Consider the following 14,614-nt stretch of genomic DNA (forward strand, 5'->3'; position numbering starts at 1 on the left):
AATTTTGGGCGACGTCACTGGAGAAGTCCCCACACGCGTGGGGGTGAACCGTTCGGGAGCACCACGGCGGCCGGCGCGGTGAAGAAGTCCCCCACTTCGTGTTCCGAGGGCGCTCCCTCAGTCAGCGCAGCCCGGCATTCGATACGCACCGATCCTGGAGGCAGCCGATGTACACCCGCTGACACACGGGTTGGATGGCTGTGTTAGGCATGCCCTCTCGAACGCGTCGAATGCCGCGTCTGCGGGGCGTCGTTCGTTCACCAGGGGTGGGAACCATCACATGTCGCGTTCACGCGTGAAGAGAACCGTTGGGCTCGGTGCCGCAGGAGGTCTGCTGTTGGCCGCGCCGCTGATCGGAGCCGGAACCGCGGGTGCGGCGGCGGGCATCACCATCACCGCCGACTCCACCACCATCATTCCCGGCGGCCGCGACGCCGTCGCCACCATCACGACGTCGGCACCGTTCGACCTGTCCACCGAGGGCACGGGGAAGACCTCGTTCGGCTGGTCCCTCCCGGAGGAGTGCCACGCCGAGACTCCCGGCGCCCACACCCCGAGGTGCACCCCCGGGCCGAGCGGGAAGGTCGTCATTCCCGTCGGCACCGAGGAAGGCCTCGAAGGACAGAAGGTCACCCTGATCGCGAAGGCCGTCACGGGCGAGGCCCGCGGCACGCTCGAATTCACCTACGGCAAGCCGATCATCGCCTCGAACCTGTGGGTATCCAACCCGAAGGAGATCGTCCACGCGGCGGACGGCAGCATCACGAAGGACTACACGGTCGAGTACGCCGACCGCACCGGCAAGGAGAACGACGCCACGGTCACCGTCACCGCAGTCAAGGGCATCACCTTCGCCGCAGCCCCCGAGGGCTGCCAACTGAACACCGCCAAAACGACGGTCACCTGCCACAAGACCGAACGGATCGGCGACATGCCCAGGACCGTCCGCCTGCGCGGAACCCTCACCGGGAACGAACAGATCGTCGAGAGCCGGATCACCGGCAAGCTCACCGACCACACCCCCGCCGACAACGTCGACCGCACCGTCTACACCTACAACATCGGCACCGCCACCACGGCCCCGACCACACCCGCCGGCACCGGCGGGACGGCCGCCACCCCCGCACCTCCGGCCAAGGGCCGCGAGCTCGCCGAGACCGGCGCCGACAACGACAACACGACGATGCTGGCAGTCGGAGCGGGCATCCTCCTCGTCGCGGGTGCCGGAGGCACCCTCTTCGCCCGCAACCGCCGCCGCGCCCACCAGGCGTAGCAACAACCCCCGGGGCGGCCGCCGATCGGACTTTCGACCATCGGCCCGCCCCGGGAACGGGGCAGGGACGATCCGCAGGAGTCGCGGGCCTCGGCCCGTCGACGCCGTGTCGCCGCGCTCTGGTAACCACATCGAAGCCCCACCCGCGCGACCTCCCGCCCACGAATACGAAGATCGATCCCACCGCCCAGGCCCGCGCACGGCGCCGGCTCCATGGTGCAACGCCGTGAATCCCACGCTCCGGCTCGCTATCGAACCGCTCCTCCGAACTCTCCGGTCTCCGGCTGGACGCGTCGTGGGGCTGCCCTGGTATCGGCAGTGCCGGCGGACTTTGCTCCCGTCGTCCTCGTTTCCCGTGTCACAGCGCGCGACTTGGGCGCACCTTCCGGCAGATGACGGCGATCTCCCGGGGGGCAGCACGTGAGTGGGTGTGACCATGCCCGAGCCTAGGACGGGTACAGCCGTGGAGATCGCGATTCGCCTCGGGAGGAATGGCGGCGTCTACGGTGTCGATCCTGCGGATGTCGAGCTCCAAGCCGCCTTGCGTACGCAGGGTTTCTCGCCGTCGGCCGACGGTCCGCAGGCATGGGTACCGCCGTCGGATCGGCCGAGTGCCGCGCTGGTCCAGGTGCAGGCATACCTCGAACGAAATCCCGCCTACCGCGTTATCCCCGAGGAGGCGCGCGAGGATCGGGATCCCCGTCCGCCGGCATCCTCCCCCCACCCGGACGCGCGGAGTCCCGCTCCGGATCCTCCCGGGCACGAGGTCCCGCTCCCAGCGCACGCCGGCGACATCGAGCCTTCGGACGACGCCGCCCCGCAAGCGGCCGCCTCCCGCCAACCCCTCGCCCACGGCGGCTCGGGTGACCAACCGCCGAACCCGGAGCCCGCCCCGCCCACTTCGGCGTCCGACAGTGCCGGTACACCTCCCGACGACCCCGAGCCCCCGCCCCCGGATACCACCCCGCCCGACTCGGAGCCGAACTCCGTGCACGCCGACGCGGATCCCCCCGCGACCAACCCCGAACCGGACGAACCCGCCCCCTACGCCACCCGGGACGAAGCCCACGCCCGAGCTCGCAGCATCGACAGCGCCGCACACGTGTGGCGGGAGTCCGTCGACGAACGCTCCGACACACCGGAGCACGTCCGCGGCCTCCGGGAAACCCTCGTCGACGCACTCCACGGCGCCCGAGAGGCGCACGCGATCCACCTCGGCGATTTCACCAACGACTCGGACACCCCGGTCGTCGGCGCCGACGACCTCCGCGTCGTCACCGACCACGCCCGCACCATCGTCTCCACGGTCGAAGACCTGGCCCGCGCACTCGACACCCGGACACACATCTCCGAACTCGCCGCCCTGCGCGCGATGTGGCGCCACGCACGCGGCCACATGGAAGCCCTCGATGCCACGATCCGCGATGTCGAGACGACCGCGTGGACACCGACCCGCACCCCCCAGCCGACCGAAACCCCGTCACCCGCCGGCAGCGAAAACCCCACCACCCCCGAGGCCGGCAAAGCCCACCCGGCTGACGCACCAACCCCGGCGTCCCGTGACGCGATACCACGCACCGACCCACCCCCATCCCCGCGATCCCAGTTCAACCACTGGAATGGCATCGCTCTCGCATCCGCCGACGGCCGCGTCGGCGGCCGGCACCGTGCCCGACGTCGCGACTCCCTCCATCTCCGGCACCACAACGCGCTCATCCGCGCCTGGCACATCGCCAACGACCCCCGCATCCCCTCCGACGACCCCGGCCAACACCTCCGCAATCTCCGCGACCAAGGGGACCGATACACCGCCGTTGCCCGAGCCGCCGCCCGACTCACCGCCTCACCCCAACGCCGCCTCGAACGCGAGGCCCTGCACGACCTCCGCATCGCCGCCGAACTCCACGCCCGCCACCTCTACCGCCAGGCCGACGCCCTCGACCCACCCCGCTTCCGGCCCCGACGGCCGGCCATACGCCTCCCCTTCGCCCCGCGGCCGCCGCGCCAACGGCCCGACCCGGACACGGTCCTGGCCCGCATCGCCGACGCGGAGAAACGCGCCCGACGGGGAATCGCCGGCCGCGACGCCCGAGCGAAGGAACACCTGCACACCACCGGACCCGAACACGACCGCCTCGTCCGGGACATCCGCGCCGAACACGCCGCCGCACACCAGGTCATGCGCGACGTCCGCACGCGTTCCTGGTGGCGCCAAGCCGACCCCGGCGAGATCGCCGCCGTCTGGCAGCGCGCCGTCGAATGGTCCGCCCACCACGATGTCGTCGCCGGGCGAATCCTGCGCCACATGCGCGGCCGGATCCGGCAACACCACGGCATCGAACTCCCCACACCGGCGGTGAACGGCGTCGACCTCAACCCCGCCATCGACTGCGGCCACCCCGCCCCCGCCGAAGGCCCCACCGTCCACTGGGCCTACACCGTCCGCGACCCCCTCCTCCACACCCACCTCCTCGACCAGGGCCGACACACCGCCCTCGCCCGCGAAACCCCCGAAACCGTCGGCCGCCGCATCCTCGCCGACCTCGCCGCCCGCGGCACCGACCCCGACGCCCTGCGCCGCGCCGTCGTCGAGATCGTCCCCGCCGACCGCCCCGACACCGCACCCGTCGTCGTCACCGCCGCCCGGATCCCCGAGATCGGCCGCGACCAGGCCGCCCGCGACCGCGCCGAACACGACCTCGCCCAGGCCGGAGCCGCCCTCAAATCCGCCCTCGACCACCGCTGGTGGGAGGACGCCCGCCCGGTCGAGATCGGCTGGATGTGGCGCGGAGTACAGGACTGGGCACCCGGCCCCGCCCGCGACGACGCCCTCGACTTCCTCACCGACCGTGTCCGGGCCACCTTCGGCATCACCCTCGACCGCGGCACCCCCGCAGTCGTGGTCACCGAACGCATCCGCGAACACGCACCCGCCCCACTCGACCCGAACGGTGCCCCGGAACGCGCCCTCGCCGCCCACGCGGTCCGCTTCTTCGACCTGGCCCACGGCATCGAGGCCCGCATCGCAGCCGGGGACGTCCCCGAGGGGGACATTCCCGGCCTGCGCCAAGAGGCCCGCTCCCACAGCCTGCGCGCACGCCACCTGGGAGCCCTCGCGAGCGATCCCGAGGAAGCCGCGCGCCTGCTCGGTGCCCGCCTTCCGGCCATCGACGTCGACCGCTATCACCGGGACATCGCCAGCGAATACGAACGCTCCTGGGGCCGCGCCCTCACCGACGACGAGTCGGCCCAACTGCGCTCGATCCTCGAACGGGGGTCCGCAGGGCGGGAAACGCCTCCCGAGCCCGCCGACAAGCGGGTCGACGGGGCGCCGCCGTCGTCCTCCTCCGACACCCCCGTGTCGTCGCCCGCCCCCGACACCACCCTGTCGGCCGACGCCCTTCGCCCGCCGACACCGTCGGTGCCCGAACCGAAGCAACCCGAAGAGATCTCCCCGCCGAGCGGTCGCACGTCGCGGCTCCGAGAGCGTCGACCGGGAACGCCCCCACCGACGAACGAGACCGCCACGACCACGCCCGCGACCGAACACACCGTCGCCCCGGCGGCACAGGTTCCGGCCCGACCCCAACGCAGGCGCCTGTCGACCGCCCGACTCGTCATGGACGGAACCGACCGGGCCCTGGCCGCGACGCCCGCTCCCGGACCGCCGCTCGGCCGACGGCCCGTTCCGGTCACCTCGGTCACCCCGGAACTCGCCGACAGCGCCACACCCGCGCTGGCCGGGTAGCCGGCCCCGTCCCGGTCCGAGGCGACCGACCCACCCCCGCCGCCCTTCCGCCGGCCCCCCGCTCGGTCACACCATGTACCGGCCCCGCACCTTCCCGATCATGAACATCCAACACACAAACCACATAAACCGAATAAACCAAACCAGCAAACACGAAACACCCAACACCCCGCACCCGGCCAACACCCCCGGCAGCCGCCCGTGTTGACCATCGCCGCCCGCAGCGACGTCACCTACCTCGCCCAACAGGTCGCCCGCGGCGCCGAGCACTACTTCCTCCGCGACGCCGCCATCGCCGGCGAACCCCCCGGCCACTGGCTCGGCCGCGGAGCCCCCGACCTCGGCCTACACGGCACCGTCGACCACGCCGTCCTCGAAGCCCTCTACCACCACTTCATCGACCCCCGCCGCCGCACCGAACTCGCCGAGACCATCGCCCGCATCACCGCCCCACCCGGCACCCCCGAATGGACCACCGCCGCCGAAACCGCCCGGGACGCCGTCCGCCTCGGCCCCCGCCCCCGCGACTACACCACCGGCACCCGCGCCGCCATCACCGAAGCCCTCGCCGCCGAACCCGACGCCACCCCCGCCCGCCGCCGACAGATCGAGGCCCGCGTCCGCAACAAGGCCCGCACCGCCGTCAAATACCTCGACCTCACCTGGTCCGCCCCCAAATCCTGGTCCATCCTCCACGCCGCCCTCCAACTCGCCGACCGCCACGACGACGCCGACCAGGTCTGGCAAGCCTGGCTGACCGGAATCCACACCGGCCTCGAATACCTCCAGGACACCGCCGGCTTCGCCCGCGCCGGCCGCCACGGACGCACCTCCACCGGAGCCTCCACCGGCCGCTGGATCGGCGCACACCGCTGGACCGTCGCCGCCTTCCCCCAACACACCTCCCGCGACGACGACCCCCAACTCCACGTCCACACCGCCGTCCTCAACCGAGTACACGCCGACGACGGCGTCTGGCGCACCCTGGACAGCCGCGCCATCCACCGCCACAAGCAGGCCGCCGGACACCTGTGCGAACGCGCCGCCGAAATCGCCCTCACCCGCGCCCTCGGCGTCGAATTCGCCACCCGCCCCGACCGCCGCGCCCGCGAAATCGTCGGCATCCCCGACTCCCTCCGCGCCCGCTTCTCCTCCAGACGCCGCGCGATAGCCGCCGAAGTCACCGCCTACGCCGCCAAGTTCACCGCCACCTACGGCCGAGACCCCTCCGCGTACGAACTCACCGCCATCGCCCAACACATCACCCTCCTCCGCCGCGAGGACAAAAAACGCACCCCCGTCCCCCGCGCCGAACTGTTGGCCCGCTGGGCCGTCGCCGCCCTGACCGACCTGAGCCTGGATCTGACCGACATCCCCACCGCCACCCTCCACCGCATCGGCACGAAAGACACCGAACACCCGAACGCGGAGGTGACCGTGACTCGCGCCATGACGACCCTCGACGCCACAAGGGACGCCTGGACCCGAACAAACCTGATCGCCGAACTCTGCCGCCGACTCCCCGACCGCCTCGACACGACGGACATACGGCACCTGGTCGACGGCCTGGCTGACCAAGCCCTCCTGGGAATCGTTCGACACGAGGCCATTCCCCCCACCCCGCCGAGAGCGCCCAGCAGGCCGACTCCGTCCGTACCCTCTCGACACGGGATCGGGATCGACCTGCGCGGGCGAGCTCAAACCGCTGAACGGGGCCGTCCATGATCGCTCCGATGTCGTGGCCACCGAATTCGCGGCCGGGCGAGCCCCCGCATCGGCGGTCGGCATTCCCGGCGGCGGAACAGTCGACCCGCCAGGCCCGCCGGCGCCCCCTACAGGCGACCCACGAAGCTCCACACGCGCAAGGCGCGCAGCGACGTCAGCGTGAACGGGGCACTCACGGTTGATTTACGACATACGAGCGCCGGACGGGAACCAGCCGTACGCGAGGATCTGTGCCCCCACCGTCGACCGGGTACTCACCACCACAGCCCGAGGACACCACCCATACAACGAAGCACAGACACACGAGACGTCTCGTCGAACAACACCGCCTTCGTGGCGGTGTCGAATCCGAGAGGAAAGAAGGCCGGCGACACGGGTACAAGGCCCGTACCAGCCTCGATGGACTGACTTGGACAAACCGCCGACCCCAGGCCACCAAACAGGAGACCACGGAGGCATCTCGATCCCCCAAGGCGACGCAGTAGGCTGACGTCGCCCCGGGAATTCCCCAGACGACCCGCACACACGCGATCCGCGCCGGAGCGGACGAGGGATCAAAGGCGCGGAGCCGGATCCATCGGAGCGGAGAGGTCGAAATGAGCGCGAGCGAGGAGGACTTCGAGGCCCGGGTTTCCCACCTGCCCGAGTACCTCACCCGCGCGCACATCCGTGCCCTGACCGGCCGTGGACAGGCCACCGTGGCCAACTGGACCACGTTGCCCGACTTTCCGGCCCCGGTACGGTCCGAACCGGGCACGGCGCACCTGTACCGGCGCGACGAGATCGTCGCTTGGTGCCGGGCACAGGCATACGGTGGAAACCCCTCGCCGGGCCCCGAGCCCGCGCGCACGGAGCCGGGACTGCGACACACACCGAACGAACGGTTGACCATCGCCGAGATCGGCGCCCGTCGCGGATACAAGGGAACCAAGCCGGCCGCCGCGGTGCATCACCTCGTCAAGACGTACGCCGACCACCCCGAACATCCCTTCCCGCCCGCGGGATCGGATCGCAAGCGTGACGCAACCGCCGTGGCCGCCTGGTTCACCTGGTACGACCTCGAGCGCCCCGGCAAGGCCAAACAGGTCGCCGGCCGAGCACGCGCGGAACGGGAGGCACTCGTCGAGTCCATCGTGGACACCACCGTTCGCGAGGAGCACGATCTGACCGCCGCCGACCTGGCCGAGCGGCTGAACATCACTGAACGCGTGGCCTTGGGCTACCTCAACGAACTGGCCCCCGCCGTCCTGCGCCGACACGGCCTCATCGGACGCCGGGACATCCCGCTCCTCCTCAACGGCGATCGCGAACGCGCCAAGGCCCTCCTGCGCCGCTCCGACGCGCCTCGCCCGGTACTCCTGGTGGGAAAGACCGACTACTACCGCGACGAAGACATCGACCGTCTCCTGGCGGACGAGTAGAACCGCCCACCCTCCCGGACGGTCCCCGATGACGGAGTCCGGTGCACCCACGAACGCTCGTCAACTCGGGCCGGTCGCTCGCGCGTGACGCCGGTGCCCCGTGACACCCTCAGCCCGTACGTCAGCGCACGAAGGATCCTCGGCGACCCGCTCGTTCACGCACGGCTCCTCGACATTCCCGATCAGGCTCCTCGAGCGAATCGCGGGCCGCGTCACCGAGTTGCCGCCGACCGGGGCGATCGATGCGACCAACTCCCCGACCGCCTCGCCGCCCCGGCATCCGGCACCTGGTGGACGACCTGGTCGACCAATCTCTTCTCGGCATCGTCCGGCCGGATCCCAGCCCATTCCCCGACCCGAGGTCGCAGGTCCCGAGCACCGTCGAGACCGGCACACTGCGAACGTGCCACCCGATCGGGGGCGACCGCGGGTCGACGGGCCCCGTCCCAACATCGGGCTTGGCTTGTACCGTCCCCAGGAGTCGCCAAGGACGGCAAATCCCAACAACCAAAGGTGAAATTTCACAACTTCGATTTCTGTCTACTCGCATGGACAATATTGACTAGATGACTAGACAGTCGTGGATGGGGCCATTACTGTCATGCCGTAGACGCAATCCGGCGAAAGACGCAATCCCGTGAAGCGAGAGGCACCCGCGTGTCCATCGTTCCCGTCGCCGACGACCGCCCCGCGGCATCCGAGCCCTCCACAGCCCCCGTTCCCACGTACGACGCCACCGCGGCGCGAGTCGGACGAACCTGGATCGTGACCATCCCCGGACTGCCCGACGGGAGCACCGCCACCACCCACGGCACCACCTGGCGCGAAGCCAAGACCAACGCCGGTACCCGTATCCGTGAACTACTCGGCCCCGACGTCGTTTTCGGTGTCCGCCTCTCTCCCGCCGACCCCGACGCCGACGACGCCGTCCAAGCCCTTGTCGAAGCCCGGGCCACGCTCCTCCACGCCGAGGAGGCCCACCGCCGAGCCCTTGACCACGCCGCGCGCACCCTGATCGCCCAAGGTTGGACCACCCGAGACGCAGGGCACGCCCTTCACCTGTCCCCGCAGCGCATTTCCCAGCTCGTGCCTCGAAAGCCCGCGTAACCTACCCCCACTCTCCCTGCGTGAGTCGCAGACGCCGCGTCGTTCCCGGGCCGGCTACCCGAGCAGGGCGAACGGCAAGGCAGCGCGCTCCCGGCGGCCCCGCATCGGGCCACCGGGGCGTACGCGTGGTGGCGAGAGGGCCAGTCACGAACACAGCCGCCTCGCTCGGACCGCTCACGCTTTATTCCTGTCGAGAACGCCACAGCGGCCTGCCGAGCAGCCCGATCCCACTCAGAGGTCCAAGATCAACCTCGAGATCTCCTTGCCGCGAATCAGGGTCACTCTCCTGCTCCACCAATCGACGGGCCGTGCGATTCCCAACCCATCACACCTAGGCATCATGTGGGAGGGGCCAATGGTCTATCGGTTGTGGATGTCGCCAGGCGAGTGACAGCCGTGTCCGAAACCGGCCTCGGCTCGTGTTCGGAGCCGGTGACCGTTCCGCGGGGATGGCCGGCCTTTCGCTCGATAGGCTGGGGGTTGGTTCGGTCTGCAACGCGAGGGCGTCTGCTTTCGGGTGGGATCCCAGCCGTGTCCTGGTCGATGTCAAAAAGGCGGGCCGGGTACACCCGGCCCGCCTTTCGAGCGGCGATCACGTCTCGCGCTCTCTTGCCCGTCCGACCAAAGAGGGGCGTTTCGAGGGTATCCGAGGGTCGCCGTGTTCGTTACTTCCGGAGACGAGGAATCCATGGTCAGACGTGTGACGGACTCCGACTATGCCCGCCTGTTGGACGACATGGAGAGTGTCGGAGCGCTGAGCAGGTCGTGGCGTGGGGCGTTCGAGGCCGTACCTCGTGAGGCGTTTGTTCCTGCGACGTTCGACGTGTACGGCGTGAGATACGACCGCGATGTCGACGAGCGGGCGTGGCGCGGGAGGCTCAACAGCGATGTGGCCATCGTGACCCAGGTCGACGACGGGTCGTCCGGCCCCGGAATTGCCACGAGTTCGACAAGTCGCCCGACCGTCGTGGCGAGGATGTTGAGTGCGCTGGATGTCCGCGAGGGGCACCGGGTGCACGAGATCGGGACCGGTACGGGATGGAACGCGGCTCTGCTCTGTGCGCGACTCGGTTCCGAGGCGGTGTCCTCGGTCGAGATCGATGCCGCCGTGTTCTCGATGGCCAAGGACACGCTCGACCGTCTCGGATACGCCCCCAAGCTGGTACTGGGAGACGGGGAGATCCGGGTCTCGGGTCCTCGATACGACCGCCTGATCGCCACCGCCGCCGTTCGGCGAATCCCTCCCGCATGGATCACCCACACGCGTCCCGGGGGAATCATCGTGGCCCCCGTTCGCAACACCTACACTTCGTCCCGCCTCGTACGCATGACCGTCTCCGAGGACGGTACCCAGGCCGATGGACGCTTCATCGATGCCGCCGCATTCATGTGGATCCGCAGACAACGGCAATCGTTCGACATGAGCGACCGGGCGTGGCGGTTCCGCACGGCGTGTGAGCCCACGTATACGGCCGTGGACGACGACCTCGACGATCTCCTTTCGGAATCGGCCGAGTTCGGCATAGGTACGCTCCTTCCCCATCTCGGGGTGCGCGTGCTGGGAGGCCGCACCGCATGGTGGTCCGACGGGATTTCGTGGGTTCGCATCGACCTGGAACAACCGGATCGAGCCGAGCAGTACGGTCCCCGACGCCTGTGGGACGCGGTGTCCCACGCGTATCGGACGTGGGTTCGCCAGGGCCGTCCTACATCCGAGCGCTTCGGTATCACCGCCACCATCACCGGCGAACACACCGTGTGGCTCGACAGCCCCTCCGAAGCCGTTCGCCTCATCCACTGAAACCCGCCCATTGCCCGGTCCAGATCCGGCACTTCGCGCCGGACGGGGTGCTTCGGTCGCGTCAGCCCCCTGCGGACGTGGCGAGGCACGAGTGGCCGTCACAACGGTCCGCCGCTTCGTCGAGTGTGAACCGCCGGCCATCGTTTCCATCACCTCCAACTCATCAGAATGGCAACGTCACACCTAGGCATCATGTCGGCGGGGTGTGAACGGTTCAGCGCCCCGGATATGGCGTGGGGTGGACCTCGCCCCCGACCAGGGCGAACGCCCGGCGCTTTGCGCCGGGCGGGGTGCTTCGGTCGCGTCGGCCTCCTCCGGACGTGGCGAGGGACGGGGCGCGTACCCCGTCCCTCCCCTACACCTCAGGCGATCAGTTGTCGGAGTGCCACATGCAGGTACGCCGAGTGCAGCGTGTCTTCGGGGCGCCGCACCGGTGCACTCGCCGCTCTCGTCGTCCAACGGAGGCCCAACGCTGTCCATATCTGCCTCCCTTCGTTCAGTCGGACGCCCAAGGGCGTATCAGGTCCGGCCGACCGGCGGAAGCGAAAACCACGCATCCACCGGCCGACCGGACCTGATTCGGCGGAGCCGTCCGACCAAACGAAGGGAGGCAGATATGGACAGCGTTCAAGGCCCCGAGTACGACGAGAACGACGAGTGCACCGAGTGCGGCGCCCCGAAGAACACGCCGCACCGGCGTACCTGCATGTGGCACTCCGACAACTGATCGCCTGAGATAGAGGGACGGGGCACACGCCCCGTCCCTCGCCACGTCCTCCCCCGACCGACACGACCGAAGCACCCCCAACCAACACCTCACACCTGGTGCACTATCAGTGGCCATGCGCGTGGCGAGGTGGTCGAGGACCGGAGAAAAGTGGTCGCTCGGTTGCGTACCGCGGCGGGGGCGGAGCGTTGAGCCGACTCGGTCGGTATGGCACGGCTTCGTGACAGCCGTCAGTTCTCGACTGGGCCCATCCTCGGGGCGCTGTTGATCCGTTGCTGCTGCAGGACCACCTGAATCGGCGGGCCCGGCAGGAAGAGCACCAGGTCCGCGCCGGTGCCGACCCGACTGTGACCGGGCCGGAGCGTGGCCGGCCACCGCGTTCGGGACGGTCCGAGTCACCCGGGTCGCCCACCGGAGACCGGGCCTGGACCACGTCCATCCCGTTGACCGGGCACTGTCCCTGCCTGTCGGCCGACACTCGGTGGGATTACGGCGGCTCGCCGTCACCGAGGCCGTCCGCGGCTTTTTCGACCGGGCCCACGACGTGGTGGCGCGCCGTTGCGGGAACGTGTTCGGCGGACGCGGGCTCGAAGAGTTCGTGGTCGCCGCCGCGGTCGATATCGACGGCGTCCATCGGACCCTGATCTCGGTTCCGTGTGGCCGTGAGATTGGTGGTCCAGCTGCACGGCAAAGGTGGGCGCCCGCCGGGGCCTGCCCGCAGCCGAAGCCATCCTGCGACTGCGTGCAGTCGTCTCCCACGGCGACCTTGCCCGATTCGATCACCAGGCAAGCTCCGACCGCGTTCAGTCAACAGACCGAGGCCGTCATCCGTCCGTCGTGCGCCGCATCAGCCGACTCCGGACCTCCCGGGCCATGACCTCCACCGCGACAGCGGGATCATCGGTCTCCAGAACGACGCGGCCCTCGGCCGGCGGGTGGGCGATCACCGAGTACACGCCGGGACCGGCCGCGATTCCCGGGAACCCCTGCGTGCCGAGGTCACGCCATGAATCGGAAGTGCACACGCTCAGGGTGTTCATGCCCTTCCACGGATAGAGCGAGGACAACACCGGATCGGCGACCGCGGCTTGGAGCAGCAACCACATCGATGGTGATGCCCGGTCATCCTCCGAATGGGGTGGCCGATGGCTGTCCAGCAGCTCGACCCACACCTCGTCATGACTGCGACCGGCAGCTGAGTTCATTGCCCGACGATGGTGCTCACCGCTGGGCAGGGTCAAGGTCATCTGCAATCGTGGTCGTCACTCGAACGAGCCGCACCCATCCCTGAAGGCCGCGGCAGTCGCGACCCATGCCGGCCGGCGGGCTTCGGAGAGGGCTTGGCCGCGTTCGTCCGCCGCCCCTCGCCCGCGACACCGTCTGCGGGTCGGCTTCCTTGCCCAACGCGCTCCGGCTCCTTGCCCGGACGCCGCTGCTCATGCGGGCGTTGGTGGGCGGGCCTTGGTGGTTTCTAGCCTCGCCCCATGGCGGCTCGGGGGATGGATCAGGCGCGGCGGCGCGGCGGGGCGGGGGTGGTCGCGCCGTGATGACGCTGCACAAGCTCGGGCCGAACGGGTGGGAGTACCTGGTCGATTCGGTGAGCGTTGCCGACGAAGGGCGTGGGCTCGGGCAGGATCTCGGGGCCTACTACGCCGCCACCGACAATCCGCCCGGGGTGTGGACCGGGGCGCTGGCCGAGGTGTTGGGGGTCGCGGGGACGGAGGCCGATCGCGAGCAGATACGGAATCTGTTCGGGCGGGGGCGGCATCCGATGTTCGTTCGGGAGTACGCGCGTGCGCTCGTTGCGCTGCTCGACGATGGTGGGTCCGCCGCCGGCACCCTGCCCGGCCTCGGCTCCGGCGGCCCCCCCGCCGTCGACCCCGACGTCCTCGCTCGGGCCCTCGCCCGCCACCCCTCCGCCGTCGACCACCTCCTGCCCGGCGCCGACGTCGCCCATCGGGTCAACGAGCGCATGGCCGCCGAAGGCGACGGCGTCACCGGCGCGGCGCGCGCCACGCTGCGCGAGCGCGTCCGCGCGGAGGAACGGGCCGCCGACGCCCGGCGCGTCGCGGGCCTCGCCCGCCGCCTGGCGAAGAGCGGCGACGCCGACGAGCGGGTCCTGGCCGACGTCCTCGTCCGCGCCGCCGCCGGTGAACTTGCGGCCGCCGTGGACGGGCTGCAACTGGGTCGCGCCTTCCCCGTTCACCGCACCGTGGCCGAGCGCGCCGAGACCCGCTTCGTCGCGCACGCCGCCGCCCACCCCCACGCGAGCGAGGGCGAGCTCGCGCACGCCAAGGCCGAGATCTGGCGCGAGGAGGACACCCGCGGCGAGCGCCGGGCCGTCACCGGATTCGACCTCGTGTTCTCCCCGCCCAAGAGCATCTCCACCGCCTGGGCCCTGGCCGTGGTCACCGGCGACGACGCCACCCGCCTCGCCCTCGAACAAGCGCACGACGAGGCGGTACGCGCCGTCATCGAACGCCTGGAAAACGACGTGGCGTTCACCCGCCTGGGCGCCGGCGGCGCGGCGCAGGTCAAGGCGGAGGGCGTCGCCGCGGTGGCGTTCGTGCACCGCACCTCCCGCGCCGGCGACCCGGACCTGCACACCCACGTCATCGTCTCCACCAAGACCCTCGGCCCCGACGGGCGGTGGCGCTCCCTCGACGCCCGCGCGCTGTACGCCGCAAAGGTCACCCTCAGCGAGCAGTACAACTCGACCGTCCTCGACGGCGTCACCCACCGTCTCGGGTGGGCGACCGGGGTCCGCGCCGACCAGGTCGACCACGGCAGCCGGGCGATCCGCGAACTCGTC

General features: G+C 70.3%; 9 protein-coding genes. 6 read left to right on the forward strand and 3 right to left on the reverse strand.

Annotation, left to right across the window (positions count from 1 at the left end; all coding sequences use genetic code 11):
* The first annotated feature begins 295 nt into the window (after nucleotides 1-295).
* The 4 genes from ACWGR4_RS46115 (at nucleotide 296) to ACWGR4_RS46130 (ending at nucleotide 8,167) form a co-directional block, all read left to right on the forward strand.
* Nucleotides 296-1,273 carry an LPXTG cell wall anchor domain-containing protein gene (locus tag ACWGR4_RS46115; protein ID WP_452131224.1) on the forward strand — a complete coding sequence of 326 codons (978 nt, stop codon included), beginning with the start codon at nucleotides 296-298 and terminating at the stop codon, nucleotides 1,271-1,273.
* A 988-nt stretch (nucleotides 1,274-2,261) separates the two neighbouring features.
* The gene (locus ACWGR4_RS46120; RefSeq protein ID WP_452131223.1) at nucleotides 2,262-5,021 is read left to right on the forward strand and encodes a hypothetical protein; all 2,760 of its coding nucleotides are present in this window, start codon (nucleotides 2,262-2,264) and stop codon (nucleotides 5,019-5,021) included.
* 201 nt (nucleotides 5,022-5,222) lie between these two features.
* Nucleotides 5,223-6,746 carry a MobF family relaxase gene (gene mobF, locus ACWGR4_RS46125; protein ID WP_452131222.1) on the forward strand — a complete coding sequence of 508 codons (1,524 nt, stop codon included), beginning with the start codon at nucleotides 5,223-5,225 and terminating at the stop codon, nucleotides 6,744-6,746.
* A 596-nt stretch (nucleotides 6,747-7,342) separates the two neighbouring features.
* Nucleotides 7,343-8,167 carry a helix-turn-helix transcriptional regulator gene (locus ACWGR4_RS46130; protein WP_452131221.1) on the forward strand — a complete coding sequence of 275 codons (825 nt, stop codon included), beginning with the start codon at nucleotides 7,343-7,345 and terminating at the stop codon, nucleotides 8,165-8,167.
* An 861-nt stretch (nucleotides 8,168-9,028) separates the two neighbouring features.
* Here ACWGR4_RS46130 and ACWGR4_RS46135 read toward each other — a convergent pair.
* Nucleotides 9,029-9,190: a hypothetical protein gene (locus ACWGR4_RS46135; protein ID WP_452131220.1), complete on the reverse strand. Its 162-nt coding sequence runs from the start codon at nucleotides 9,188-9,190 to the stop codon at nucleotides 9,029-9,031.
* A 601-nt stretch (nucleotides 9,191-9,791) separates the two neighbouring features.
* Between ACWGR4_RS46135 and ACWGR4_RS46140 the strand changes: the two genes are divergently transcribed.
* Nucleotides 9,792-11,075 carry a hypothetical protein gene (locus ACWGR4_RS46140; RefSeq protein ID WP_452134332.1) on the forward strand — a complete coding sequence of 428 codons (1,284 nt, stop codon included), beginning with the start codon at nucleotides 9,792-9,794 and terminating at the stop codon, nucleotides 11,073-11,075.
* 1,214 nt (nucleotides 11,076-12,289) lie between these two features.
* On the opposite strand, the gene ACWGR4_RS46145 is transcribed toward ACWGR4_RS46140, so the two are convergent.
* Together ACWGR4_RS46145 and ACWGR4_RS46150 are read right to left on the reverse strand one after the other, a co-directional pair.
* Nucleotides 12,290-12,436 carry a hypothetical protein gene (locus ACWGR4_RS46145; protein ID WP_452131218.1) on the reverse strand — a complete coding sequence of 49 codons (147 nt, stop codon included), beginning with the start codon at nucleotides 12,434-12,436 and terminating at the stop codon, nucleotides 12,290-12,292.
* A 190-nt stretch (nucleotides 12,437-12,626) separates the two neighbouring features.
* The gene (locus tag ACWGR4_RS46150; RefSeq protein WP_452131217.1) at nucleotides 12,627-13,007 is read right to left on the reverse strand and encodes a DUF6193 family natural product biosynthesis protein; all 381 of its coding nucleotides are present in this window, start codon (nucleotides 13,005-13,007) and stop codon (nucleotides 12,627-12,629) included.
* A 341-nt stretch (nucleotides 13,008-13,348) separates the two neighbouring features.
* Here ACWGR4_RS46150 and mobF (ACWGR4_RS46155) point away from each other — a divergent pair.
* On the forward strand, nucleotides 13,349-14,614 hold a 1,266-nt coding region (gene mobF, locus ACWGR4_RS46155; RefSeq protein ID WP_452131216.1), incomplete at its 3' end, for a MobF family relaxase.

It is taken from the genome of Embleya sp. NPDC055664, from assembly GCF_053618075.1.

What these genes read in the sequence shown, in the direction of transcription:
- ACWGR4_RS46130 (WP_452131221.1), top strand. Translation starts at nt 7,343, where the DNA reads ATGAGCGCGAGCGAGGAGGACTTCGAGGCCCGGGTTTCCCACCTGCCC.
- ACWGR4_RS46145 (WP_452131218.1), bottom strand. Translation starts at nt 12,436, where the DNA reads ATGGACGCCGTCGATATCGACCGCGGCGGCGACCACGAACTCTTCGAG.
- ACWGR4_RS46150 (WP_452131217.1), bottom strand. Translation starts at nt 13,007, where the DNA reads ATGAACTCAGCTGCCGGTCGCAGTCATGACGAGGTGTGGGTCGAGCTG.